The 25268-nt window shown below is 40.1% G+C and carries 24 protein-coding genes; 9 read left to right on the top strand and 15 right to left on the bottom strand.

Features of this window, described 5'->3' with window-relative positions; genetic code table 11:
- Positions 1–284: 284 nt before the first annotated feature.
- Positions 285–1670 carry an inorganic phosphate transporter gene (locus CLI64_RS24825; RefSeq protein ID WP_192881595.1) on the bottom strand — a complete coding sequence of 462 codons (1386 nt, stop codon included), beginning with the start codon at positions 1668–1670 and terminating at the stop codon, positions 285–287.
- Between the two features lie 190 nt (positions 1671–1860).
- Positions 1861–2907, bottom strand: a complete 1047-nt coding sequence (locus CLI64_RS24820; protein WP_103139733.1) for a zinc-dependent dehydrogenase — start codon at positions 2905–2907, stop codon at positions 1861–1863.
- Positions 2908–3137: 230 nt separating this feature from the next.
- Between CLI64_RS24820 and CLI64_RS24815 the strand changes: the two genes are divergently transcribed.
- Positions 3138–4601, top strand: coding sequence for a protein kinase (locus CLI64_RS24815; protein WP_103139732.1), 1464 nt, complete (start codon positions 3138–3140; stop codon positions 4599–4601).
- 75 nt (positions 4602–4676) lie between these two features.
- Here CLI64_RS24815 and CLI64_RS24810 read toward each other — a convergent pair whose 3' ends face one another.
- The 4 genes from CLI64_RS24810 to CLI64_RS24795 are packed head-to-tail and all read right to left on the bottom strand — an operon-like array spanning position 4677 to position 6998.
- The gene (locus tag CLI64_RS24810) at positions 4677–5759 is read right to left on the bottom strand and encodes an ABC transporter ATP-binding protein (RefSeq protein ID WP_103139731.1); all 1083 of its coding nucleotides are present in this window, start codon (positions 5757–5759) and stop codon (positions 4677–4679) included.
- A 54-nt stretch (positions 5760–5813) separates the two neighbouring features.
- Positions 5814–6041: a type II toxin-antitoxin system HicA family toxin gene (locus CLI64_RS24805; RefSeq protein ID WP_103139730.1), complete on the bottom strand. Its 228-nt coding sequence runs from the start codon at positions 6039–6041 to the stop codon at positions 5814–5816.
- Positions 6041–6259, bottom strand: coding sequence for a type II toxin-antitoxin system HicB family antitoxin (locus CLI64_RS24800; protein WP_103139729.1), 219 nt, complete (start codon positions 6257–6259; stop codon positions 6041–6043). Before CLI64_RS24800 ends, CLI64_RS24805 begins: the two co-directional genes overlap by 1 nt.
- 22 nt (positions 6260–6281) lie before the next feature.
- Complete coding sequence (locus tag CLI64_RS24795) at positions 6282–6998, bottom strand: GUN4 domain-containing protein (protein WP_103139728.1); 717 nt, start codon at positions 6996–6998, stop codon at positions 6282–6284.
- A gap of 358 nt (positions 6999–7356) precedes the next feature.
- Here CLI64_RS24795 and CLI64_RS24790 point away from each other — a divergent pair, with 358 nt between their 5' ends.
- Positions 7357–8778 (top strand): NADP-dependent isocitrate dehydrogenase, encoded by a 1422-nt coding sequence (locus tag CLI64_RS24790; RefSeq protein ID WP_103139727.1) that lies wholly within the window; start codon positions 7357–7359, stop codon positions 8776–8778.
- Positions 8779–9096: 318 nt separating this feature from the next.
- Positions 9097–10533 (top strand): serine/threonine-protein kinase, encoded by a 1437-nt coding sequence (locus CLI64_RS24785; RefSeq protein WP_103139726.1) that lies wholly within the window; start codon positions 9097–9099, stop codon positions 10531–10533.
- 383 nt (positions 10534–10916) lie between these two features.
- Here CLI64_RS24785 and CLI64_RS24780 read toward each other — a convergent pair whose 3' ends face one another.
- The 4 genes from CLI64_RS24780 to CLI64_RS24765 form a co-directional block, all read right to left on the bottom strand.
- Positions 10917–11477 (bottom strand): hypothetical protein, encoded by a 561-nt coding sequence (locus CLI64_RS24780; protein WP_103139725.1) that lies wholly within the window; start codon positions 11475–11477, stop codon positions 10917–10919.
- Positions 11478–11604: 127 nt separating this feature from the next.
- Positions 11605–12795, bottom strand: a complete 1191-nt coding sequence (locus CLI64_RS24775; protein ID WP_103139724.1) for a GUN4 domain-containing protein — start codon at positions 12793–12795, stop codon at positions 11605–11607.
- Positions 12796–12881: 86 nt separating this feature from the next.
- A complete protein-coding gene (locus tag CLI64_RS24770) occupies positions 12882–13670 on the bottom strand; it encodes a serine protease (RefSeq protein WP_103139723.1) in 789 nt (262 codons plus the stop codon).
- A 118-nt stretch (positions 13671–13788) separates the two neighbouring features.
- A complete protein-coding gene (locus CLI64_RS24765; RefSeq protein WP_103139722.1) occupies positions 13789–14331 on the bottom strand; it encodes a COP23 domain-containing protein in 543 nt (180 codons plus the stop codon).
- Positions 14332–14734: 403 nt separating this feature from the next.
- Between CLI64_RS24765 and CLI64_RS24760 the strand changes: the two genes are divergently transcribed.
- The 3 genes from CLI64_RS24760 (at position 14735) to CLI64_RS24750 (ending at position 17810) form a co-directional block, all read left to right on the top strand.
- Positions 14735–15286: a Uma2 family endonuclease gene (locus tag CLI64_RS24760; protein ID WP_103139721.1), complete on the top strand. Its 552-nt coding sequence runs from the start codon at positions 14735–14737 to the stop codon at positions 15284–15286.
- A gap of 36 nt (positions 15287–15322) precedes the next feature.
- Complete coding sequence (locus tag CLI64_RS24755; RefSeq protein ID WP_103139720.1) at positions 15323–15898, top strand: Uma2 family endonuclease; 576 nt, start codon at positions 15323–15325, stop codon at positions 15896–15898.
- Between the two features lie 97 nt (positions 15899–15995).
- Entirely contained in the window at positions 15996–17810 is a 1815-nt protein-coding gene (locus CLI64_RS24750) for a WD40 repeat domain-containing protein (protein ID WP_103139719.1), read from the top strand.
- 44 nt (positions 17811–17854) lie between these two features.
- Here the strand turns inward: CLI64_RS24750 and rsmG are convergent, their stop codons facing one another.
- Together rsmG and CLI64_RS24740 are read right to left on the bottom strand one after the other, a co-directional pair.
- Positions 17855–18592, bottom strand: a complete 738-nt coding sequence (rsmG, locus tag CLI64_RS24745; protein ID WP_103139718.1) for a 16S rRNA (guanine(527)-N(7))-methyltransferase RsmG — start codon at positions 18590–18592, stop codon at positions 17855–17857.
- Positions 18593–18709: 117 nt separating this feature from the next.
- Positions 18710–19384: an ABC transporter ATP-binding protein gene (locus CLI64_RS24740; RefSeq protein ID WP_103139717.1), complete on the bottom strand. Its 675-nt coding sequence runs from the start codon at positions 19382–19384 to the stop codon at positions 18710–18712.
- Between the two features lie 313 nt (positions 19385–19697).
- Between CLI64_RS24740 and CLI64_RS24735 the strand changes: the two genes are divergently transcribed.
- From CLI64_RS24735 to CLI64_RS24725, 3 genes are all read left to right on the top strand, one after another.
- A complete protein-coding gene (locus tag CLI64_RS24735) occupies positions 19698–20630 on the top strand; it encodes a Sll0314/Alr1548 family TPR repeat-containing protein (RefSeq protein WP_103139716.1) in 933 nt (310 codons plus the stop codon).
- A 75-nt stretch (positions 20631–20705) separates the two neighbouring features.
- On the top strand, positions 20706–21158 hold the full coding sequence (locus CLI64_RS24730) for a DUF3531 family protein (protein WP_103139715.1): 453 nt from the start codon (positions 20706–20708) through the stop codon (positions 21156–21158).
- An 8-nt stretch (positions 21159–21166) separates the two neighbouring features.
- The gene (locus CLI64_RS24725; RefSeq protein ID WP_103139714.1) at positions 21167–21598 is read left to right on the top strand and encodes an NUDIX hydrolase; all 432 of its coding nucleotides are present in this window, start codon (positions 21167–21169) and stop codon (positions 21596–21598) included.
- 66 nt (positions 21599–21664) lie between these two features.
- On the opposite strand, the gene CLI64_RS24720 is transcribed toward CLI64_RS24725, so the two are convergent.
- The 3 genes from CLI64_RS24720 to CLI64_RS24710 all read right to left on the bottom strand — a co-directional run bounded on the left by CLI64_RS24720 (position 21665) and on the right by CLI64_RS24710 (position 24625).
- The gene (locus tag CLI64_RS24720; RefSeq protein WP_103139713.1) at positions 21665–23071 is read right to left on the bottom strand and encodes an NAD(P)(+) transhydrogenase (Re/Si-specific) subunit beta; all 1407 of its coding nucleotides are present in this window, start codon (positions 23069–23071) and stop codon (positions 21665–21667) included.
- Entirely contained in the window at positions 23068–23361 is a 294-nt protein-coding gene (locus tag CLI64_RS24715; RefSeq protein ID WP_103140859.1) for an NAD(P) transhydrogenase subunit alpha, read from the bottom strand. Before CLI64_RS24715 ends, CLI64_RS24720 begins: the two co-directional genes overlap by 4 nt.
- Before the next feature lie 106 nt (positions 23362–23467).
- Entirely contained in the window at positions 23468–24625 is a 1158-nt protein-coding gene (locus CLI64_RS24710; RefSeq protein WP_103139712.1) for a Re/Si-specific NAD(P)(+) transhydrogenase subunit alpha, read from the bottom strand.
- Positions 24626–25268: the final 643 nt, after the last annotated feature.

The raw sequence follows: 25268 nt of genomic DNA, 5'->3' as shown, positions 1-25268 counted from the left end.
TGTCTTGTTTTTAGCAATAGGGATTACTAGGTGGTTGCCAATATATTACCGATTGCTCAATAAATACTAGGGTTTTAAAGTTACCTGTAACTTTCTATAGAATGTAGCTTGTATAACAGTTTATATCTTCTGTTAAGGAAGAAATTAAAATTATTTCCTTTAAGAAGTATTGTAATGAATTAGCTGCCATTTTGCCAAAATACATTCTAGTGTTTATGCTAAAAGCAGACCACAACCGGAAAATCTGCAAAAATATTAATTATTATTCATAAAAATAGTTGATATTAAAAAATAATCATCCTGGCAATACTAAAGATTACGGCACTGAGAACCGCACTTAGAGGTACAGTCACTACCCAAGCTGTAGCGATGCCTTTGAGAGTTTGAAACTTCACTGATTTGATATCTTGCACTAGACCGATCCCCACTACACCACCAACAAGGGCATGAGAAGTAGAAACAGGTAAACCCAGGCGAGAAGCAATGAGAATAGTAGTAGCGGTGGCGAGTTCAGCACAGAATCCACTACTAGGTTGTAGGGCGATGATATTTTCGCCAATAGTCGCAATGACGTTTTTTCCCCAGACAGCAAGACCGCCAACTATTCCCACACCGCCAAGAATTAAAATCCACACAGGAATATTAATAGCATTGGTGGGTACTTGACCAGTGCGAACAATATAAACGATCGCCACTACAGGCGCGATCGCATTTCCCACATCATTGGAACCATGTGCAAAGGCAACAAAGCAGGCACTTAATACTTGAAAGCGGGCGAAAAGGGTTTCTAGGGGATTGGGGACTGAGGATTGGGGACTGGGAAGATGGGGAAGTGTGGGGAGTGTGGGGAGTGTGGGGGGAAAGATTTCTTCCCTATCCTCCCACACCTCCCACCCCTCCCACACTTCCTGCTTGCCCCCTGCCCCCTGCCCCCTGCCCCCTACCTTTTCAAGCTGTCGCCAACTCACAACAGTCAATACAACGGCAGCTACTGCACCTATGACTAGGGCGATATCTTGGGGGGGGAGGTGGATGCCGAATTGGGTAGTTAAAAAATTGTTGATGGGTAGAGTGAAGGGAGGTAGAACAATTACGCCAAATACACCGATGAGGACTGTACTTAGCCAGGGTATCCACTCTTGTAGTTGTTTGGTTTGATGAGGTTGATCCAAAATCCAGTTTTTGATTTGACTATAGAATAAAGCGGCGATCGCTCCACTGATAACTGGTGTCAAAATCCAACCGATAGTAATTGAGCCGATAGTTGACCAATCAATTGCCCCTGCGCCTAAAGCTACCCAACTAAAACCTGCGATCGCACCGACGACTGCATGGGAGGAGGATACAGGTAAGCCCTTGGTTGTGGCAATTTGTAGCCAAACACCACAAGAAATTAACACTGTCATCATGCCAATGGCTAAAACTTGGGGTGTAGCGGCAAATAAATCAGGATTGGCTACTTTGGTTGCAAGGGTAGCTGTCACTTGATGACCAAATAAAACCGCACCAGTGAATTCTAAGACCCCAGCAATAATGAGTGCCTGCTTGAGAGTAATCGCCTTAGAACCCACGGAAGTTCCCATTGCGTTAGCAACGTCATTCGCTCCGAGATTCCAGGCTACATACAAAGCTAGTAAGGCTACTATCAGTAATGTAATCGGTATTTCCATAGAGGGGGAGAGGGGGATGACCCTGAATTAAGAAAGGGGGCAGGGGGGCAGGGGGCAGGGGGCAAGCAGGAAGTGTGGGAGGAGTGGGAGGAGTGGGAGGATAGGGAAGAAATCTTTCCCCCCACACTCCCCACACTCCCCACACTTCCCCATCTTCCCAGTCCCCAATCCCCAATCCCCAGTCCCCAATTTACGGATAAATGAGGATTTTATAAGTTTCTGCCGTAGGTGCGATCGCTTGATCTACGGCGGCTGATAAATCTTTTAGGGGGTAGCGATCGCTGATTAAGGCTTTTACATCTATGCGACGATTAAATACGATATCGGCCGAAAGATTTTGTAGGCGGTAGGAGGAACTATAGCTACCCATTAAATCAATTTCTCGACGGTAGAGAATGTTGGGATTAATTGGGATTTCTACTTCATCGGGAAATTCGGCGAAAAATAGGATTTTGCCACCTTTGCGGGTACAGTCTAGGGCTTGAAAGAAGGCTTTATCACTAGGTACGGCTAACAATGTGACATCAACGCCTAATCCGCCAGTCAGGGCATGAATTTTGGCTGCTAAATCGGGATCACGGGCATCAAAGGCGGCTTCTGCACCGACATTGATGGCTTTTTCGATTCTAGAGGGTAATAAATCAGTGGCGATCGCTTTTGCCCCGAAATACTTCACCAACATGATAAACATTAAGCCAATCGGCCCTGCACCGGTCACTAATACCGTTTGTCCTGGGGCAATTTGAGCTTTTTTCACTGCCTTTAAACAGCAGTTGGTAGGTTCAACAAAACTGGCTTCCTCAAAACTGATATCGTCGGGGATCGGAATTAATCCACCATTCTGGACGATATGACCAGGAACTTTCACATACTCAGCAAAGCCACCGCCACTGGCGTTAAATCCTGCTGTCGTGGAAATGTTTTTATAGACATCACACATGGAAAAGTTATCATTCATGCAGTAGGCACAACGCATACAGGGGATGTGGTGCATTACTGCTACCCGTTGTCCTACCTGCCAACCTGACACCTGTGAACCTACTGCGGCGATAATTCCGGCGGTTTCATGGCCAAAGATGCGCGGTGGTTCATAGAGAGGATAACGAATTTTTTTAATATCTGACTGACATAAGCCAACTACTTGCACCTGTACCAACACTTCATCTGGTTCGAGACTGGGTACGGGGATTTCTTCGTAGGAGAGTTGATTTACACCTCTAAATACCTGTGCTTTCACGTTGATTTTTTACCGCTCAACGTTACTAGATTTAACATTAGTCGTCTACGTTCTGCTACAAGGTTTCAGATTTATAGGACAAGAATTAGCGGTGTTACTAAATTTCAATACTACACAAACGCCATATCCGAAACAGATTAACTATTTTAATGGTTTACGAAATAGTCACAGGTTGGCATATCTAGGAGTGGGGTTAAAATACAAACATTCTTCTGTGCGAATTGCCTAATATGTTGGGTCAGTTACTCGATGGACGATATAAAATCACCAAAGTCTTAGGGGCTGGGGGTTTTGGACAAACCTTTATCTCGGAAGACACGAAGCTTTATGACAGTCTCTGTGTAGTCAAACAACTTAAACCAATGGCAACTGATCCCATGACATTACAGGTTGCTAGGCGGTTATTTCAATCAGAAGCACAATTACTACACAAGTTAGGGACTCATGACCAAATTCCCCAACTATTAGCGCATTTTGAAGAACAAGAAGAATTTTTCCTCGTACAGCAATATATTGATGGTCATCCCTTAAGTGATGAACTCACATCTGGTAAACAGTATGGTGAAGCATATACAGTCTCCCTGCTGCAAGATATTCTGCAACCACTGGCTTTCGTTCACCAAAATCAAGTTATTCACCGCGATATCAAACCGCCAAACCTGATTCGCCGCAATAGTGACGGCAAAGTTGTGCTAATTGATTTTGGGGCGGTGAAACAAATCAGTACGCAGGTGGTGACTGGTGAAGGTGTGACTAAAATGACTGTGGGTATTGGGACTGCTGGTTATATGCCGAGTGAACAGAGTCGGGGTAGTCCCAGGTTAAGCAGTGATGTGTATGCTGTGGGGATCATTGGTATTCAAGCTTTAACGGGATTGTTACCCCACCAGATGGAAGAAGATATCCAAACGGCGGAAATTAGGTGGCGACACTTAGTAAATGTGAGTCCAGCTTTAGCTAATGTGTTAGATATGATGGTGCGCTATGACTTTCGTCAACGCTACCCGTCGGCGGTGGAAGCTTTAGCCGCAATACAGCAGTTGGGAAATGCAGCTTATGCACCTACACAACTACCAACTAATCCGGGATACACACTAACGTTTCCTGGTAATCCTTCCCAACGACAACCTATTAATACTGAACCTCCCCTGTATTCACCTCCACCTGCTGTTCCCCTGCAATATCGTCAAGAGATTCCCCAACAATCTACGCCTGGTGTAGCTGCTGTTCCTAAAGAAAGTCCCAAGGTAGGGATAGGCTTTTATTTGCAATGGGTGTTAGTGAATGTTCTGGGTTTATTTGGAGGGATGATTCTTGGCGCGATCGCTCAAATGACTGTACAACCTCTTAACCTACTCTTGAGTTATCAAGCAGTAGCCGCAACGATGGGTTTGACCATCGGTTTTATGCAATTGTTAGTTCTGCGGCGACGCATCCCCATTTCAGAAAAATGGTGGTTATTAGGAACTACATTAGGTACTTGCATTGCTGTTTTGATCACTGGCTCTTTCCCTGAATATTCCCTACTTTGGGTAGGCCCTATTGTGGGGATCATTCAATGGTGGATACTGCGGCGATATGTTGAGCAAGCAGGTTGGTGGATATTAGTAAATACTCTCTGGGGTTGGTTTGGTGGGATTCTTTCAGGAGCAGTATTAGTTTTGCTATTAAAAAATCCAAAGGACAATAATTAAATATAGCCAGATGCAAGTTTACCTCTAATATGAATGTGTATCTAGAGGCATTTGATAGTTAATATGAAATTCCAGTTAATCTAGGGGAAAAAGCCTATCTCCGGTTTTGGGATCAAAGACAAATAACTGATGTAAATCGAGTTGTAAATGCAAGCGATCGCCTGGATTTAACCGCACATCTCCTTCTACCTGAATACTCAATAATGTTGTCGTATCAGGTAAACCAGCACGGACTAAGGTTTCCCTTCCTAAAGGTTCTACCACCTTCACTTCGACTAACAGTCCTGAGTCATCACTAATAGTCATGTATTCTGGGCGAATACCTAAATCAATACTTTGTCCCTGGGGAATCTGCAATTTCTCTTGAATAAATGCAGGAATTTCTATTAATTGCCCACTGACATCGAAACAATTATTTTTATAAATTGCAGGTAAAATATTCATCGGTGGACTACCTAAAAATGTTGCCACCATCCGATTAGCTGGACGAGCATAAATAGTTTGTGGCTCACCAATTTGCTGAATTCTGCCCCGATTGAGTACCACAATTTTGTCAGCTAAAGTCATGGCTTCGACTTGATCATGGGTGACGTAAACTGTGGTGATACCAAATTTTTGATGTAGCTGTTTTAATTCGGCTCTGGTATCGTCTCGCAGTTGAGCATCTAAATTGGACAGTGGTTCATCTAATAAAAATACCTGTGGTTCACGGGCGATCGCTCTCCCTAATGCTACCCGTTGTTGTTGTCCACCAGAGAGTTGTTTGGGTTTACGTTCTAAAAGCGGTTCTAAAGAGAGCGATCGCGCTACACTCACCACTCTATCTTGAATGATTTTCTGATCAACTTTCCGCATTTTCAACCCAAAGGCGATATTTTCCGCCACCGTCATGTGCGGATACAGTGCGTAATTTTGAAACACCATCGCCACATCTCGCGCTCTAGCTGGGATATTATTCACCAACTGTTCCCCAATATAGAGTTTGCCAGATGTGGCTGTTTCTAAGCCTGCGATCGTCCGTAAAATTGTAGACTTCCCACACCCAGAAGGGCCGACTAACACCCAAAACTCACCATCGGGAATTTCAAAAGAAATATCCTCAATGGCGGTGACGTTGTTAAATCTACGCTTGATATCTTCTAAAACAACTTTTGCCATGATGCAATTTGATATTTGGAATTAGCTATGACTAAGGTAATTGTCCTATTTAAATTAATTTAGTAAAGCAATAAACTCCTCTCTTGTTAATTCAACATCGCGTAGTATTTTGCGGAGTAAACCTTTACCAATTGTTTTACCAGGATGAACAGGAATAGTTACTAAGCGTCCATCTTCATTTTCCATCTGGACATGACTACCTTTCTGGCGTACTACTTGAAAACCAATTTTCTCAAGAGTTTTTATCACCTCCGTTCCTGTTAATATAGGCATTTTTGGCATTAAACTACTACCTTTTGTATACCAATAAATTCAGGCATTACTTCATTATTTTCAGATTGTAAACACAGTTCAATTACCTCTTTAATATTCGTCATTAATTCATCAATGGTTTCTCCTTGGCTATAACAAGCTTTGAGTTGTGGTACTTCTCCGATATAGTAACCGTCTTCATCGCGTTCAATAATTACGTAAAATTCTCGCTTGGCAGTATTGTGCATAATGAACTCGATTTTTGCTAAATTACTTAGACCATGCAGGATGAGCGAATAACGAAGCTATGACACGCACTCCCCGCAATTGATTAGAAAGTGGTAAATGTCCTCTAGGCGCGCTTAAATCCCAAGTAAATTCATTGGGGTATCTTGTCCAATTGTTGCCACTTTTCCAGCCGATTTTAGTCCAGAGATTGTCCCAATTTTTACCCAGACTCAACCAGAGTTCACGCTGGACTGAAAACCCAAATTTCCCCTCAGAATGAACGATCCACAGATTATTGATAGTATGTAAATCTACTGAAGGAAAACTATCTACCTCGGTAAAATATAACCATTTTCTCTGCACTGCCGTCTCCCCTGCCAATTCACACATTTTTTGAATTGTCATCAGATCAGCTGCTTGAAAATCTTGAGCAGCTAGTAATTGTTGCAAAGGATTGTAATTCACACCTGCATCTGATTTTAGAGGTACAATGCCTTCAGGAAAGTGATTTTGGAGAAGTTCCTGGACTTGGGGTGCATCACAGTTGTAAAGGCAATGGTAAGCTTTGCCATCAATCCAAGTCGCTGGGCGATCGCGACGTTGCAATAAAAACTCCATTAACACATTCAATCCCTCATTACCTAAAGCAGCTAACTGTGGGATGATCTGTTGTTGGACTTGGATAGACCCAGCGATTAACTTTTCTCTTAGGGAATCAATCTCATTACCAGTGCTTGATACAATCATTGGGTCTGTCATGCTGTTACTCATGTTAATGGAAGCGTGAAAAAGCAATTGGCTATCTAGCTTTAATCTATTCAAGCAGTGATAGCGAAAAGTAGTTTACTATTTTTGATCGTACAAAATTGCGACAGTTTCACTGCAACCTGTACTGGAATCCCTAAATGCTGTACAAGGGAAATAGGGGGAAAGTCTGCTCATCAAGAAGATAGGGGTGTAAGGGTGTAAGGGTATAAGGGTGTCAGGGAAGACAAGGAAGAAGTTTTCCTAATCCCCAATCCCCAGTCCCCAATCCCCAATATCTACAGTAAAATTTGCAAGCCTAGACAAAAAGAATCTTCTCGCCGGCGGCGTATCTTTGTGGAGTGTGTGAAGTATGTACGAAAAGATTAACCCCCCTACAACTGGTGCAAAAATCACCTTCAAAAATGGTGAGCCTGTTGTACCAGACAATCCCATTATCCCCTTTATTCGCGGAGATGGGACGGGTATTGATATTTGGCCAGCCACCCAAAAGGTACTAGATGCGGCGGTAGCTAAAGCATATCAGGGTAAACGTCAAATTAGTTGGTTTAAGGTTTACGCTGGTGATGAAGCCTGCGATTTATACGGTACTTATCAGTATTTACCGGAAGATACTCTCACAGCTATTAGGGAGTATGGTGTGGCGATTAAAGGCCCTTTGACCACTCCTGTGGGTGGTGGTATCCGGTCTTTGAATGTGGCACTCAGACAAATTTTTGACTTGTACGCTTGCGTGCGTCCTTGTCGTTATTACGCTGGTACGCCATCGCCTCACAAAAACCCCGAAAAGCTAGATGTGATTGTTTATCGGGAAAATACAGAGGACATTTATTTGGGGATTGAGTGGAAGCAAGGTAGCGAAATTGGCGATCGCTTAATCTCCATTCTCAACAAAGAACTCATCCCCGCCACCCCAGAACACGGGAAAAAGCAAATTCCTCTCGATGCTGGTATAGGGATTAAACCCATCAGTAAAACCGGTTCACAACGTCTGGTGCGTCGCGCCATCAAACACGCCTTGACATTACCCAAACATAAGCAACAGGTAACACTGGTGCATAAGGGTAACATCATGAAGTACACCGAAGGCGCGTTTCGGGATTGGGGTTATGAACTAGCTACCACCGAATTCCGCCAAGAGTGCGTCACTGAAAGGGAATCTTGGATTCTCAGCAACAAAGAGAAAAATGCCAATATTTCCCTAGAAGAAAACGCCCGTCTGATTGATCCTGGTTTTGATGCCCTGACCCAAGAGAAGAAAGCCCAAATTGTCAAGGAAGTAGAAACAGTTCTTAACTCAATTTGGTCAAGCCACGGGAATGGCAAGTGGAAAGAAAAAATCATGGTCAATGACCGGATTGCTGACAGCATCTTCCAACAAATCCAAACCAGACCAGATGAATATTCGATTCTGGCGACAATGAACTTAAACGGTGATTATTTGTCTGATGCGGCTGCTGCCATTGTTGGTGGCTTAGGAATGGGGCCTGGCGCGAATATTGGCGATGCTTGCGCCGTTTTTGAAGCTACCCACGGGACAGCACCCAAACACGCCGGATTAGACAAAATTAACCCAGGTTCGGTGATTTTATCGGGTGTGATGATGTTGGAATATTTGGGTTGGCAAGAAGCCGCAGACCTGATTAAGAAAGGTTTAGGGGAGGCGATCGCTAACCGTCAAGTTACCTACGATTTAGCTAGATTACTTGAACCAGCCGTAGAACCACTCAAATGTTCTGAATTTGCTGACGCAATTATCAAACATTTCGGTTAATTTTAGTGGCGGGAACATCCCGCCCTATAACCATATTTTTGGGGAGCATCCCAATCAGAGATATTTACCAGATAAAATAGCTTTTCCGAAGGCTATGGAGATGAATCAAGCCCAAAATACTTATTTGATATATTTTCTCATCCTTAATAACAACTCATCACTTTAATGATTAAGGAAGTGATTGGCTAATCTTTTTAATTTACTATTCAGATATCACGTAAAAGCATATTTTTTCCCATCTTCTTTGGTATTGTGTGCCACAATGAACCAGACAGGAGTCAACAGTGACTTTCTGAAGAGAAGGTGAGGGTGAATCTTATGGGCAAGATTATTAAAGGACGTTACGAAATTATCCAGCGTTTAGGACAAGGAGGATTTGGAACGACCTTTTTAGCCAAAGATATTGATATACCTGGACATCCGCATTGCATAGTCAAGCAGTTCACGCCATTAAGTAATGATCCCAATACTTTAATCAAGGCAAAAGAGTTATTTGAGCGAGAAGCAAAGACACTAAAACAATTAGGCAATCATGACCAAATTCCTCGACTTTTAGCACACATCACCGAAAATCAAGAATCCTATATAGTTCAGGAACTAATTGTAGGTCATGACATCACTGAAGAATTACCTCCTAAGCAAAAACCACTGACAGAAAATCAGGTAATTAAACTTTTACAAGAAATTTTAGAAGTTTTAGCATTTGTACATGAATCTAAAGTAATTCACCGCGATTTAAAACCTGATAACATTCGCAGACGTACCTCAGATCAGAAAATAGTTTTAATTGATTTTGGTATTGTCAAAGAAATGGATAATACTACCCTCAAAACTCAAAGTCAGCGAAATCCCACCGTGGCTGGTACACGCAACTATATGCCAAGAGAACAGGAAAAGGGTAAGCCACAACTGAGTAGCGATATTTATGCTGTAGGCATAATTGGTATTCAAGCACTCACAGGTTTATTGCCTGATGAATTAGAAGAAGACTCTAAAACAGGTCAAATAATTTGGCGCAAGCACACCAACGTTAGCAAAAAACTAGGGGACATTTTAGATAAAATGGTGCGTTATGACTTTCGCCAGCGTTATCAGTCCGCAGGTTCAGCACTGCAAGCAATTCAAAGTTTATCTAGTTCTGGTAAAACAGTAACGCAACATCAAACTGTTAATCTTAAATCATCACATCCCGTTAAAAATCATTCTAATTTTATTAAGTTTCTACCTAAAACAATAGGCATCATCATGAGTGCCGGAATTGTTTTAATAATTGCCTATATTTATATGAGCCAGCCCAAAGATTTACTGACATATGAAAATCATGAATATGGCATCAAGCTAAAATACCCAAGAGATTGGCAAAAGGAAGATGTGAATAACATAATCACTAAAGAAATAGTTAATTTTATTTCGCCCAAACAAAATAATTCTGATAAATTTTTAGAGAAAATTACAATTAGAATTGAGCAGTATTCTGGAGGATTGAAAAGCTTTCAAAATGAAACTAAACAAGAAATCAAAAAAACTCTAGAAGCAGCAAATATACTTGAAGAGAAGAACACACAGATAGGTAAAAACACAGTAACTCAGTTAGTTTTGACTGGCAAGGATAATAAAACTAATTTAAAAATACACAAATTTTTACTAGTTAAAGGTAATCAAGCATATACAATTACTTATACAGCTAAATTGGGTGATTATAACAGTTTCATTGGAGAAGTACAAAATATGTTGACATCTTTAGAGATTAATTAGCTTTTAAAAACACGTCAGATGTGGATAAATTTAGATTATGTTATGGCTGATGTTTGGCACAATCTTTGCTGCTCATAATTTGCATATTGTATACTACTGATATAGTAATGCCAATTCAAAAAATAATTACTACAAATGTAGATTGAATTTCGTTTTTCAAATCAATCTGTCAAAATCTTGTCTATGTTGGGTTCACTTCATTTAAAACTACCTACCCATCTTTTCGATTCTTTTCTAGAATTTATAAAGTTTTTATAAAGTTAACAAAAATAATTTGTTGAATATTTAGCTAGCACAGTAATAGACTAACCAAATCTTCAACAAACTGGTTGATCACAAATGTCCATTCCTTAAATTTGTGAAGATTCCCTGTGAAATTAGTCTTAATTTTCGCCAGGACACCTGCGTACTTTATTTGATACCCATTGATTTCTAGGACAAAAAAGGGCATCGACTCTACAGTATCCTTTATCCACTTCTATTTTATTTCTGGTAATTTCAGAAACTGTAGAACTACCTCTCACAAAAGCAGTAAATTCTCCCCTTTCTATTACTGAATTATCTTGCCTAATCTCATATTCAAATTCATTTTCCTTACCTTTGACAACAAATACACTATTACGATGCTTAGTGCCGAAAGTTATTTCTGTTGATTCGGAAGCTCTTCCATTACTATAATCCCTGTCAGTGAATGGAAATTTATCAGGAGACATTCCCCTGGAAATGTTTCTGATAATTACTCTTCTACCAACTTTTGGTGGTTCAGTTGAAGATGTAAACCAGGCTTTAACTTTACCTATATAAGTTTCCGAGCTAGGACATTCACCCACATACCTAAATAAAGGTAAAACTATTTGATTGAGTTCTGATTGACCTTCTACTTCAAAACCAACTTCTGCGCTAGTAGGTAAAGATTGCGCCAAGCTAGGCAAAGATTGAGTCATTAATAAGGGAGTTGATAGTATAAATATCTTGAAAAATTTAGATAAATAATGTGATTTACGGTGCATATTTGACTTATGTGAATAATAGTTTCTGGAGATTTATTTAGTAAATAACTACTTGTATTTATTATATCTTGCAAGTATCTAGATACGCAATAAATCGTCCCCAAATCGGCCCATCTAAAAATGATCTAGGAAGGTGTCCAACAGGAGCATTTAAGGAATAATTAGTTTGGCTACTTGATAAGAATCTACCGCGATAACGCCAACCAACTTCAGTAGCAAAACTCTCAAAATACTTATTAGTAGATTCAAATTTGTTGCCAAATAAATTTTTCCATGTTCGTGCTTGGACAGAAAAGCCAAATCTCCCTTGACTGTTCGTCATCCAGGAATGATTAATTTGGCTAAGATTGCTGCAAGATAATCGAGAGATACCTTGCTCATTTAGCACCCCATTAGTTTGACTCATGCGTAACATCAGCCACTTTGTTTCTTCATCAGCTTCCTGCCAATTACCTTGAACTAATAATTCATTCAACCTGTCGATTGTTGGATTTCCTGGTAGTTCTATTCTTGATGTACTTAGTTCTACATCTACGCCCATTCTGGCTAATAATGGCAAAAAAATACGGCTGGGAATACCTGCATTTCTACCTGATTTCACAGTACCAATACTAGGATTTATCCGATCAAATTCGACATTCTTGGCAGCTTCGCCTTGCCCATGAATCCCGATTACTTCTCCTTGAGAATTCAGCACTCCCCCACCACTCATCCCTGGTAAGGTGGGATTGTCATAAATCAAAGTGTAGCCATCTCCTGGAGATTCCTGAGATGTATTTGCAATAACTTCGCCGTTGCGACAATCGTAAATAGATACTCTTACCCCTGCTGTTTTAACAGGAAAACCAGCTACATAAACTTTACTGCGTCTTTTAATTAGATCCGAATTCCCAATCTTGGCTTTGAGGTAATTGCTGTTACTATTAAACTGTACAATTGCTAAGTCAATATGATTGGCTAAACGTTTTACTGTCTGATAGTTAAGTTGATAGCGTTGCTTATCTGGTGTAACTACTTCATACTTCAGATTCCGGTCTTTAACTACATGATAAGCAGTCAAAACTGTATAAGTGTTTCCTTGATGTTGAATAATTACCCCAGAACCTGGTTTTGAACTGTCAATTAATACAGTAACTTTTTCAGCGATCGCATCTACTTGATTATTACTACAAATTGCTTTCGCTCCTGGTTGATATAACAGGATAATTGAGATACTTGTTAGTGTGCTTGACAGTATGTAATGCAATTTCATTATTTTGTCTCCTGCCTCAAAATTGCATATGTCATATCATCCTAGAATTAAGCAAGTTTATAATTATATTTAATGATATGTAGTTTTTATTTCACGGTTTGGGGTTTATCAGATGGCGGCATCATTGATACAATTTTATCCATTGGCACAGCCCAACTCAATTGTGTAATTTGCTGATGTAATTGTTCTTCAGCCTGTGAGCCATCAATAAATACAGAAGGTATATCCCATAAAGGGTAAGCGTGTAAACCGTTGACACCAACCACTTCACCTTGATTATTCAACAAAGCACCACCACTCATACCCTTTTCCAAGCGATTGGTATATCCTACTTGATAACCACCTTCTAAAGCTTTTGTTAAGATAAGGGAGACTTTACCACTAATAAATGTGAAGCTGATATTCTCTGTTTCTTCTGTAGAAGGAAATCCTGCAATAAACACCTCATCTCCCACTTTAGGAGAGGCACCAAAACTTGCTGTATGATAAGTTTTTTTACTACTAGTAAATTGCAGTAATGCTAAATCGTAATTTTGAAAATTTACTTTTTTTAGCATATTTGCTGGATAAGTTTTACCATCTTCTGTTTGAATTCGATAGGGAGGCTTATCTGCTCTTAAAACATGGGCATTAGTTAATACTGTATAGACTGATTTTTTTTCACTGAGGATTATCCCTGTACCCAAATATTCCGTTGAGAGGATTTTTACACTAATTTTATTAGCCTTTTGATGTAACTGTTCTGCTGTTAATTGAGTAAAAGGTTGTGTAATAGTAAGATGTTCAGGATTGATAAAGGCCTCAGTCGTAGAAGCCGAAAGCAAAATTGACAACCCACTAATACAGGTAATCAACTTGAAGATGCGCCAACTCATATTAAATCCACAATTAATTGAGTAAACACCAAAAGGTTAAAGATATTAAGCCAATTGTTAGGAAGAATTATTGTTATTTCAGGAATTTATCAAATTAGTCAATCCAGGGGTAAATTGTTTATTTCTCTGGTTCTACACGTTCAAGGTATAGATCAAAATCAACAGTGATATCGTCACTTTCACTTTCACTGTGAACGAGTCCATCTGCTAACCCTCGATTGTCTAATATCCTAGTTACTACAGCTTTAGGGTTTGCACCTCGTTTGAGGGTAAATAACAAATTATCACTTGTACAAACGGTATCTTTGCTAATACCAGCACAAACTACTGGTTGTTTGTTCAGTATTCCACTAGAAATATATTTTAGTGTCCTGTTGTTATAGCTTCTTTGAAATCTCTGGGATACTTCCACGCATCGACGTTGAGCAGTCCAAGGTGGTGGAAAATAATTGTTGGAAGTCCAACGAATCACAGGTAATTTTCTCCCGTCTTGTGTTCGAGCAAATGTGACTGGTAGACCTTTACTCTTGCCACAATAAAAGGTTGTGCTTTGAGCATAGCTAGGGGTGTCTATAGTTGTAATTGTTGCTGCAACTATGACAGTAATTAATGTCAAAATAATCGATGCTTGATTACGTGAATATACTTTAAAAAGTTCCATGATTTCTTGTTAAGTCTTATTGAAGAAGATATTTGCCTGACAAGAGTTATTTCAATAATACACAAATTATACTAATGTCACCAGATAAATATGTAATTTTTACTGCTGGCGACTTGGTATAGACTTGTACAGTAATAGCGATCGCCTGCTTGATACAGCTAAGTTGAGAAGATGCGATCGCTAACCGTCAATCCACCTACGATTTAGCAATGTTACTTGAAGCAGCCGTAGAACTACTTAAATTTTTTGAATTTGCTGATGCAGTTAGCAAATATTTCAGTTAATTTCTGTTAACTATGAGGATGAAATTTCACCATCCTACAAAAATTTAAAATTTAAAATCAGATGGACAACCTAAAGATAAATTATCATGAAAATATACTTCTCATGAGTATAAAAAGTCATGGTTATTACTCCCATTAAAGAAAATATTCCCACTGATTATTCCCTAGAAAATTGGCTACAAAGTCCCCCAGAAGGTACAGAATGGGTAAATGGGGAATTACTGGAGAAAGAAGAAGTGACATTAAAACACAGCCGCATACAAGCAAAAGTAGCTACTTACTGGAGAAATTACAAAGAAACTAGTGGACAAGGCGGAGAAGTATATACAGAAGTACCTTGTCTGACCAATAAACAAGGTCGCCGTCCTGATGTGGCTTATCTAACTCCAGAATTGATGCAGCAGTATGGTGAACCTGCTGTTTTACCCCAAAGCTTTCCTTTAATAGCTGAGATTATTTCCCCTACAGATTTAGCAGAAGATATGATTGCTAAATCTCAAGAATATTTGCAATCTGGTTGTGAAGAAGTTTGGTTAGTTTTTCCTGAAAATCGCTGGATTATTGTTATTACTAAAAATCAGCGACTAGTGTTTATTTCTGGTGAAGTTGTGAAAACTCAAACTGTACTCACAGGGTTTAATGTCACTGTAGATGAATTATTAGGTTCATAAATTCTCAAGAAAACACAATCGAACTAGGTTATTTATATGGTTATTAGTCCTTTGAGATTAAAACTAGAAACTGTTCATCTTACAGATGAGCAATTTTATCAACTATGTCAAAATAACCAGGAATTAAAATTTGAGCGCACAGCTAAGGGAGAGTTAATTATTATGCCACCTGCAGGCGGTGAAAGTGGCAATCGTGAGGCAGATTTAATTATCGATTTAGGAATTTGGAATCGACAAACGGGACTTGGTTATACTTTTAGTTCTTCTACTATATTTAAATTACCAAACGGGAGCGATCGCTCTCCTGATGTCGCCTGGATTCAAAAGCAACGATGGGAAGCATTAACTCCTGAACAAAGACGCAGATTTCCCCCCATTGCACCGGATTTTGTAATTGAATTAAGGTCAGCAACCGATGATTTAGAAACCCTCCGTCAGAAGATGCAAGAATATATGGATGCAGGGGTTAAATTAGGGTGGTTGATTAATCCTCAACAGCAGCAAGTAGAAATTTATCGTCTAGGAAAAGCAGTAGAATTACAAAATTTACCTACAGAATTATTAGGTGAAGATGTATTACCAGGATTTATACTACATTTATCTGTATATTAAGTTAGATGAATTAACATAACAATCTTACCTGAATAGATGCTACTGAATATTTTCATCATGGGTAGACTAAGATAGTCACGGATTCTAGGAAAATCCTATGGGTAGATATTATGGCTCAATTCATATTCGCTCAACCGATACTGAGCAAATTATCGAGATTATTAAACATCTGTCAATACAAGAAAAGAAACTCAAATTTTTAATTTCTCCCTGTATTAACGGTTGGATTAGTGTCTATGCTTCAGAGAATGGACAAGACCCTACGGTTGCTAGGGCGATCGCTCAACAGTTTCCAGGTCATATACTTAATCTGAGCCTTTATCATGATGATTTTTTCTATTATGAATATTACAGAAATCATCAATTAATTGATCAATATAGTTCAGACCCAGAATATTTTGGTGATATACCCCAAGAAGAAAGTGAAAAATTACGTGGTCAGCCAGAAGTATTTGCTGATTTACTAACTGAACTACCAAATCAGGACATAACAATTGCACATATTGCTGAAGTTTTGACAGTTTCTTCTCAGGAGGAATGGGAAGAACTGACTCAAAGAAGTTTAGAAATCTGGCGACAGTTAGAAGTCGGTGCAAACTCTGACGATATCAGCGAATTACCTTATGATGAAGTGTTTGAAGCTGCTAGCAAATTTTACTGGTTTGCTAAACTTTTCAACGTCAAAAATGCGGAAACTTGTTATGAATATCTTCAGGATGAAGATAATGAAGAAATTGAACGGTGGTCAGAATTTGTTCACATTCCAGACCCCGCAATTGAATTAGCACGACAGCAGAGAGAAAAAGCCAAGATAGATGACGCTTTTACCACATTAAAGAAAGCAGGTATTTTATTATTGACAGTTCCAAGTCCTCCTCAAAGTGGGTATTTTCCAAATACGCCAATTTCTACCCCCGATAATGTAGGTGGTTTTTTCATAAGTTGGAGTGGACTAGGAAATCAACCTCTAGAAATGAAACAATATACTGCGCCTTGGAATAATGAACCAGTAAATATTGATTTGCCGATAGAAGAAAATCCTTATGTCATGCAAGTTAGCCCATCTGGAAAATTTTTAGCTGTAGGTCATGCTAGTGGATCTTGGCAAGCAACTCTATATGATTTAGAAAACAAACAATTGCTGCAAATAATTCCTCATATTCGTGCTACTAATGGTCTTCAATTTACTCCCAATGAGGAAATATTAATTAGTCGTTCAGAGGGTGAAATTATCGTGACTTCTATTAAGAATTTAGAACAGATTGCCATAATTAAAATTGGACATGGTTCTAAAATTGCAATTCATCCTAATGGTCGTTATTTATTGGCTGATGAAGGAGGATCAAAATTAGCCATTATTGATTTGAATACTCAAAAGGTAGTTAAATTCCTAGAAACCGCAGCATTTGATATGGCAGCATGGATGGCTAGTGTCCAACGAGGTGAAGGCGTAAACAGTTTTGATCCTAACGAAATGATTGTGAAAATGGACTTCAGCCCAGATGGCAATTGGTTACTATGTGCTATGGGTCAAGGAGTGCGAGTTTTTGAGTGGAATGAGGTTTTATCTTCACAACGAAAATTACCTCTTTCCATTGTTTCAACTTCTAGTGAAGTTGTTACTTTCGATGACCCTCCTAATCGAATGGCAAGAACTTATGATATTGCATTTGATTGGCAACGCAATATTTTACTTTCTTGTGGACTAGAAGGTAAGGTAAAGTCTCTTGATATAGCTACTGGAGAATCTAAAGTTTTATTGGAATTACCTGGAAGACCAGCAACTATCCAATTAGACTTATCTCGTGATTTGACTACCTTCTGTACATATTCAATTCTCGATATGTTTGAGCGTCGGCGTAAGCAAGAAAAAATACTTGTGCAAATATGGAATTATTCTGCACTGGTCTAATGCTTTTCTTTGATCAGCATAATCTTAACTTCAGCAAACTCAAATCATAATGGTTTTTGAGTTGGTACACCAACAGCACGGGGAAACTTAGCAGGTGTGATTGTTATTTTTCGTAAATATAAACAGTGACGAATGCTATTACTTAGAGGTGTAAAAAACTGTTCTATTGACTCAATCTCACCACCTAATTGCTTAACCGCATCTTGCAAAGCTGTGGTTTCTTCATCTGTCCAAGTACCGCGATAAATTACTGCTAAACCGTTTTGTTTGAGTAAAGGCAAAGTATATTCAGCGCAAACTGAAGCATTACCAACAGCACGAATTAAGGCTATATCATACTTTTCTCGGTGCTGTGGTTGCTGACCAATTTCTTCGGCTCTACTCACAATAGTTTGAGCATGATTAATTCCTAATTCACTCAGGATTTTATCAATAAAAGTAATCTTTTTGCGGGTGGAATCTAAAAGTGTAATTTGAGAATTAGGTGTAACAATTGCTATAGGCACACCAGGAAAACCTGCACCTGTACCAATATCAATGACAGATGCACTTGTTTCCAGAGACGAAATAAATTTTTGCTGTGGTGCAATTCCCCGCAAAGAATCCCAAAGATGCTTTTCCCAAAACTCTTGCGGTTCAGTAATGCGAGTTAAATTTAACTGACGATTCCCTTCAAGGATTAATTCATATAACTGCTGAAAACGCGCTTGCTGTTCATCAGTAGGTTGCCAATTGAGAGTTTGCTGCCAAATTTCTGCCATTGTTGGCAATGAGTTAGTCATTAGTCATTAGTCATTAGTCATTAGTCATTAGTCCTGGGGCATTGGGCATTGAGGTAAAATCTACCTTGTCTACCTTGTCCACCTTGTCCACCCAGTCCCCAGTCCCCATTCCCCAACTTACACTGCGGCTTGAGGTTCTTTTACTTTAGCCTCCAATACAGCCGGATCTACGGATTCTAATTCACCGTGATTGAGTGTCCAGCAATAATCTGCGATCGCCAGCATATCACCTGCGTCGTGTGTTACTACTAACAATGTCCAGTCTTGTTTGAGTTTTGCTAATAAACTTACTAGTTGGCGACGCATTGACCAATCTAAGCCTGCTGTGGGTTCATCCAATAATAATAAATTGGGTTGGCGAATTAATTGTACGGCTAAGGCTAAACGGCGTTGCTGTCCTCCACTTAAGGCGTGAGGTGCGGCGGATAGGGATAAATGCTCTAATCCTACTTCGCTTAGGGCGTGTCTCACTCGTTCAGTCCCTAATTCGGGATGTCCTAAACGCAATTCTTCCAAAATTGTCCCGCCACAAAAATGGCGTTCTGGAAACTGAAAAACTAGGCCAGCTAACTGTTGTAGCTGTTCGGAAATGAGTTCTTGTTCTCGCCAAAAAACTGCGCCTGATGTGGGTTCAGCTAGTCCAGACAAAATCTCTAGTAGGGTACTTTTACCAGAACCGCTAGGGCCAATAATCAATCCTAGCTTTTGGGTGGGTAACTCCAAATTAATGGATTTCAGAATTGCTGTAGGGCAAGCTGTGGGATGATAAGTTAAATTTCTGAGATAGAGCATTTGTTAAGATTACCAAAAATTTGGCGTTGCTTGGGGAGTGGGGATTGGGAAGTGGGGATTGGGAGTAAATTATGGATAAATCCAAGTATTATAAATAAATTCAAATTTAACAGTTAAAATCCGCTTGTTTCCTATTGTGGCAATTTTATTCATAAGTAATAGCTACAACCAATATGGGAACTTGAAAAAATTATGACAGTCTTTTTGGAGAGAGTGTTTTAGCCATATCAAAGATGCGATTTTTAGTTACATATTTTCAATATTCTAAGTAACATATCGAACTATTTAAACCGCAATTTTTCTGAGGCTGATAATGACTAAAATTTTCTTTTTTCCCCCAATGCTGAGATTTTCCCTCTTTACTAGACTAATGCAGGCGACTTTAGGCGTAGCGATCGCCCTCAATCTGGGGGTAAATCCTAGTTTAGCCGGCGATCCCTTCCGCGCTAATCAACCCCATAACATTGGCAAAAACACGGAGGCTGCTTTTAAAGCAGTATTCTTCAATGGTGATTACCCAACCGCCGAGCGTTATCTTAAACAAGCAGCATCGAGCGAGTCAGATGAGCCTTTAGTCTATGCCATGAAGGCATCTCTAGCTTACATGAATGGAGATTTAATAGGACTAGATAATTACAGTAAGAAAACCCTAGAAGCAGGAAGCAAATTGCTGGCTACTAACGAATTAAGGGGGAATATTTACATAGCTGTCGGTCATTTTTTAGAAGGTGGCGTGATTTTGACGCGTGAAGGGACAATCAAAGGCGCACCCAAAGCCTTAAGCCGCCTTAGACAAGTGTATCAATACCTCAATCAAGCAGAGGCGATTTCGTCCCAAGACCCAGAACTGAATTTAATCAAGGGTTACATGGATTTGATGCTATCTGTAAGTTTACCCTTTGCAGATCCAGATGACGCAATTGAACGTTTAGAAAAGAACGCCGCACCCGAATATTTAACAAATCGCGGAATTGCGATCGCTTACCGTGACTTAAAGCAGTACCCCCAAGCCTTAAATTACGCCAACCGCGCCCTAAAAGTTGCAGCAGACAACCCAGAGTTGTATTATCTAAAAGCTCAAATTCTCAGAGAACAAGGAAGACAAGGCAAAAACCAGCAACTAATTCAAGAAGCGATTTCTAACTTCGACAAAGCCTTAGCCAAGAAATCCCAACTCCCCAAAGATTTAGTTAGACAAATAGAACGCGAACGCGACGGCGCAGTTAACAGTTTAAAAAGTATTTGAAGGTAGCAGAGGAAGCAGGGGAGCAGGGGAAAAAACTATTGACTATTGACTATTGACTATTGACTATTGACTAATATGCACATCCAATTTCGTGAATTTAACCCCTTTGATGTTTGGATTTGGTTGAAATTTACCACTGTTCCTTCTGAACGAGAAAAACAGTATATAGAAGAAGTATTTAACTCCTGGTTTTACTTGGGAAAATTAGGCGCATTTAATGCTGAAAATCTGCAAGTTCAAGAAACTGGATTAGATATCAGCTATATGGATTATGATTCCCAAGGTTATGACAAAAGCTTATTAGCTCTCATGCACAATATGGGCGAATTTGAGTATGAAGGACAGTGGGGACGTTGTTGGTTTGACTTGGGAACGAGTGATGCGATCGCTTTAGATATTCTGATTAATGCACTAACTCAACTTAGTGAAGAATACGTCACTCTGGAATCCCTATATATCGGCGGAGAAAATGAAGATTGGCCTGTCGAAGATAGTGAAAGTCGTGCTTACTCTATTTACGATAATTAACTACAAAAATGGGCAAGAAACGTGATATTAGGGTTATAGCCTTGGGGCTAATTCGAGATGATGAGAGAATTTTTGTCTCTGAAGGTTATGACCCTGTAAAACAATCTACATTTTACCGAGCCCTTGGCGGTGGTGTTGACTTTGGCGAAACTAGCTTAGAAGCATTAAAACGAGAATTTCAAGAAGAAATTCAAGCTGATTTAACTAATATTCACTACTTAGGTTGTATAGAAAATATATTTACATACGACGGTCAGCCAGGACATGAAATTATTCAATTATATCAGTGTGATTTTGCCGATTCTCGATTTTATCAACTAGAAAGTCTAGTATTTTCTGAAGGCGAAAATCATCAACATACAGCATTATGGATAGATATCTCTCGGTTTAAATCTGGTGAACTCACATTAGTACCACAGGAGTTTTTTAACTATCTATAAAAAAACTGCCTCAGAGGTATCACACCCCCAAGGCAAGCAAAGCTATCAATTATTATTCTTAGCTATCTAAAGTTGCTTCACTTCCGCAACCAACTTAGACACCATATCTTTTGCACTACCAAACAGCATTGTGGTTTTATCTTTGTAGAACAACTCATTATCTACACCAGCAAAACCTGCACTCATCCCGCGCTTAATTACAATGGTGTGTTTTGCCTTATCTACCTCTAAAATCGGCATACCGTAAATAGGGCTATTAACATCACTACGCGCCGCCGGATTGACTACATCATTTGCGCCAATGACTAAAGCGACATCTGCTTGTTCAAACTGAGGGTTAATATCTTCCATGTCATACAACTGGGTGTACGCCACATTCGCCTCAGCTAACAAAACATTCATGTGTCCCGGCATTCTGCCCGCGACAGGGTGAATGGCATACTTAACATCAACACCCATACGCTCTAATTGGTCTGCCAATTCTCTCACACTGTGTTGTGCTTGGGCTACAGCCATCCCATAGCCAGGAACAATCACCACAGAACGAGCATAACCCAACATCATTGCCCCTTCTTCGGGATCAATACTGTGGACGGTGTGATCTGTTGTACCAGCCGCCGCACCACCAGCCGCACTAGAACCTCCCGAACCAAACGCGCTAAACAGTACGCTGAAGAGGGAACGGTTCATGGCTTTACACATGATTTCCGTGAGGATGATACCAGAAGCCCCTACTAACGCACCGGCGATGATTAACATATTATTCATCACCACAAAACCAGCAGCCGCCGCCGCAATACCTGATAAGGAGTTTAACAGGGAGATTACAACGGGCATATCGCCACCGCCAATGGGGATGACGAACATCACACCTAAAATTAGAGAGACGGTAACAACTGCTAAGAATACAGGTAAATTATCTGGTGTGATGATGAGGTAGGCACTACCCGCGACATAAGCACCCAATAACAACAGGTTAAATGGTTGTTGTAGGGGAAATGTAATTGGCGAACCACTAATTAATCCTTGCAGTTTAGCGAAGGCGAGAAAACTACCTGTAAAGGTGACACCACCAATTAACACATCCAATAACATGGAAATGTTGACATCTAAAGGTACAGGCGCGCCAGTATCCAAAAATCGCCAAAATTCAGCCACCGCAACTAATGCGGAAGCTGCACCGCCTAAACCATTGAGTAAACCCACCATTTGGGGCATTTCTGTCATTTGGACTTTGTAAGCTGCGATCGCACCAATTGCCGAACCAATCGCCAAGCCTAACAAAATCATCTCATAGTTCAATACGTGCTGGTCGAGCATTGTAGCGACAATCGCCAGCAGCATTCCCACCGCCGCAATCACATTACCATTGCGTGCAGTGGCAGGAGAACCGAGTTTTTTCAACCCCAGAATAAATAAAGACGCAGCGACTAAGTACGTCAGCTGAATCCCAGTTGGTAAAAAGTCGCTCACGCTTTAACCTCCTTTTTCTTGAACATTTGCAACATTCTGTCAGTCACCAGAAAGCCACCAACGACGTTGACTGTCGCTAATATCACCGCAATTAAACCGAGAATTACAGATAGATTGGTGCTTCTTTCTCCGGCTGCGACTATCGCCCCAATCACAGCAATCCCCGAAATGGCATTTGAGCCTGACATCAGGGGAGTATGTAACGTTGGTGGGATTTTATTGATGACTTCAAAACCGATGAAAGATGACAATACAAATACAAACAAAGCCGCAATTAATGCCTCTGTCATTGCAATCTCCTTATTTTTTAGGGGTGTAAGGGTATAAAGGTGTAAGGGTTTAGGGGTGAGATGTTCATCCAATGCCCAATGCCCCATGCCCCATGCCCTATTCCCGTTACCTCAACACTGCATCTTGTAGCGCATCTTTAACGCGTTGATTGCGAATTTCTCCAGCGTGGGTGATGCAGGCTGCATCAATGATGTCGTCAGCAAAATCTACATTTAATGCTTTGTCTTTAATCAAGAGTTGCAACAAAGATGTCAAGTTCTTGGCATAGAGTTGGCTGGCGTGGACTGGCATGGATGAAGGGAGATTAATCGGCCCGATAATAGTGACACCATTCCAGACAATATCTCTACCAGGATCAGTACAAGCACAGTTTCCACCTTGTTCGGCGGCTAAATCGACAATCACAGAACCAGGTTTCATCTGTGCTACCATTTCCGCAGTCACTAGCAGTGGTGCTTTTTTCCCTGGTACTTGGGCAGTAGTAATTACTACATCCGCATTTTTGATATGTTCGGTGACAACTTCTTGGGTACGTTGTCTGCTAGCTTCTGAGATTTCCTTGGCGTAACCACCGGCGGCGGTTGTTTCTTCTTCTAGCTGCACTTCTACGAATTTCGCGCCTAAACTTTGCACTTCCTCTTTGACAGCCGGACGAATATCAAAGGCTTCTACCACTGCACCCAAACGTCTAGCAGTGGCGATCGCTTGTAATCCTGCCACACCAGCCCCCATAATAAATACTTTGGCTGGGGCAATTGTGCCTGCGGCTGTTGTCAGCATCGGAAAATATTTCGGTAAGGCGGCGGCAGCAATTAACACTGATTTATAACCCGCCAAGGAAGCTTGAGAAGATAAAGCATCCATACTTTGCGCCCTAGTGGTGCGTGGAATTAACTCCATACTCAAAGCCGTTACCCGCCGATTAGCTAACTGCTGCGCTACGACTGGGTTTCCTAAAGGATTCAGAAAGCTAATTAACACCGCCCCTTCGTGCATAAAGTCAACTTCTGCACGCCCGTCTTCTCGTGTTTGAGGAGGACTAACTTTCAATAAAATATCGGCTTCGCCCCATAATTGTTCAGGATGCTCAATAATTTTAGCTCCTGCGGCTGCATAGGCTGCATCACTGAAAAATGATCTTTCTCCTGCGCCTGCTTCCACCCAAACTTCCAAACCTTGCTTAACTAATCGCCCAACGGTATCAGGATTTAATGCTACACGCCGTTCACAAACTTCTATTTCTTTAGCAACTGCTATTTTCATGAAATCTCCTGGAGATAAATACCTAATCTCTGCACAATCTGCAACTGTTGCAATTAACTATGGATTTAAATCATAACTACTGCCTTCAACTATAAGTTGTGGCTTTTTTGTTAGAATTAAAACCTTAACTTCCCTTTATTTCCTACCTTTATGCCAGATTAAGTTCAACTTTAATGCTGACAAATCTTAACCTTTACTGATAGATACCAATTGCTTTACTTAGTGCAAATCTTAGTTTTAATCTGCAATTTTATCTCGATGTCTTTAGTTTTTTTTAGGGATCTGAAATGGAAAATTCTCGTTTTGATGACATCTCGCAATCTGCAACAAAACTTTAATTATTGATTTCGGTATTTTGGCAATAGTTTTCAATGATTATTGATTAATCTGTGAGTCTATTTTGATCAACTTATCCCAACTTAACAGGCGATCGCTAATTACATCGCTCAATTTTTATAACAAAAAACCTAAATTAAGATACACTTATACATATTTAGCAACACAATCAAAATCTCTACAGTATTTGTATGGATTTAAAACTTAGAGTCCAGAAATATAGAGATAAAAGCAGAATATTCGTACTTAACAATGAGATTTGGTGCTAAATGACCAATTATGAATGGATGTTACAATACCCATAGAA

Source organism: Nostoc sp. CENA543, from assembly GCF_002896875.1.
Taxonomy (GTDB): domain Bacteria; phylum Cyanobacteriota; class Cyanobacteriia; order Cyanobacteriales; family Nostocaceae; genus Trichormus.
Note: the sequence above shows the minus strand (reverse complement) of the source record. Positions and strands in the feature narration are given on the sequence as shown.

Excerpts from the sequence above, each read along its gene's own strand:
- CLI64_RS24740 (WP_103139717.1), bottom strand. The coding sequence starts at position 19,384 with ATGCTCTATCTCAGAAATTTAACTTATCATCCCACAGCTTGCCCTACA.
- CLI64_RS24815 (WP_103139732.1), top strand. The coding sequence starts at position 3,138 with ATGTTGGGTCAGTTACTCGATGGACGATATAAAATCACCAAAGTCTTA.
- CLI64_RS24775 (WP_103139724.1), bottom strand. The coding sequence starts at position 12,795 with ATGAAATTGCATTACATACTGTCAAGCACACTAACAAGTATCTCAATT.
- CLI64_RS24790 (WP_103139727.1), top strand. The coding sequence starts at position 7,357 with ATGTACGAAAAGATTAACCCCCCTACAACTGGTGCAAAAATCACCTTC.
- CLI64_RS24735 (WP_103139716.1), top strand. The coding sequence starts at position 19,698 with ATGACTAAAATTTTCTTTTTTCCCCCAATGCTGAGATTTTCCCTCTTT.
- CLI64_RS24730 (WP_103139715.1), top strand. The coding sequence starts at position 20,706 with ATGCACATCCAATTTCGTGAATTTAACCCCTTTGATGTTTGGATTTGG.
- CLI64_RS24715 (WP_103140859.1), bottom strand. The coding sequence starts at position 23,361 with ATGACAGAGGCATTAATTGCGGCTTTGTTTGTATTTGTATTGTCATCT.
- CLI64_RS24725 (WP_103139714.1), top strand. The coding sequence starts at position 21,167 with ATGGGCAAGAAACGTGATATTAGGGTTATAGCCTTGGGGCTAATTCGA.
- CLI64_RS24800 (WP_103139729.1), bottom strand. The coding sequence starts at position 6,259 with ATGCACAATACTGCCAAGCGAGAATTTTACGTAATTATTGAACGCGAT.
- CLI64_RS24750 (WP_103139719.1), top strand. The coding sequence starts at position 15,996 with ATGGGTAGATATTATGGCTCAATTCATATTCGCTCAACCGATACTGAG.
- CLI64_RS24770 (WP_103139723.1), bottom strand. The coding sequence starts at position 13,670 with ATGAGTTGGCGCATCTTCAAGTTGATTACCTGTATTAGTGGGTTGTCA.
- CLI64_RS24795 (WP_103139728.1), bottom strand. The coding sequence starts at position 6,998 with ATGACAGACCCAATGATTGTATCAAGCACTGGTAATGAGATTGATTCC.
- CLI64_RS24780 (WP_103139725.1), bottom strand. The coding sequence starts at position 11,477 with ATGACTCAATCTTTGCCTAGCTTGGCGCAATCTTTACCTACTAGCGCA.
- CLI64_RS24825 (WP_192881595.1), bottom strand. The coding sequence starts at position 1,670 with ATGGAAATACCGATTACATTACTGATAGTAGCCTTACTAGCTTTGTAT.
- CLI64_RS24785 (WP_103139726.1), top strand. The coding sequence starts at position 9,097 with ATGGGCAAGATTATTAAAGGACGTTACGAAATTATCCAGCGTTTAGGA.
- rsmG (WP_103139718.1), bottom strand. The coding sequence starts at position 18,592 with ATGACTAACTCATTGCCAACAATGGCAGAAATTTGGCAGCAAACTCTC.
- CLI64_RS24755 (WP_103139720.1), top strand. The coding sequence starts at position 15,323 with ATGGTTATTAGTCCTTTGAGATTAAAACTAGAAACTGTTCATCTTACA.
- CLI64_RS24710 (WP_103139712.1), bottom strand. The coding sequence starts at position 24,625 with ATGAAAATAGCAGTTGCTAAAGAAATAGAAGTTTGTGAACGGCGTGTA.
- CLI64_RS24805 (WP_103139730.1), bottom strand. The coding sequence starts at position 6,041 with ATGCCAAAAATGCCTATATTAACAGGAACGGAGGTGATAAAAACTCTT.
- CLI64_RS24760 (WP_103139721.1), top strand. The coding sequence starts at position 14,735 with ATGGTTATTACTCCCATTAAAGAAAATATTCCCACTGATTATTCCCTA.
- CLI64_RS24765 (WP_103139722.1), bottom strand. The coding sequence starts at position 14,331 with ATGGAACTTTTTAAAGTATATTCACGTAATCAAGCATCGATTATTTTG.
- CLI64_RS24810 (WP_103139731.1), bottom strand. The coding sequence starts at position 5,759 with ATGGCAAAAGTTGTTTTAGAAGATATCAAGCGTAGATTTAACAACGTC.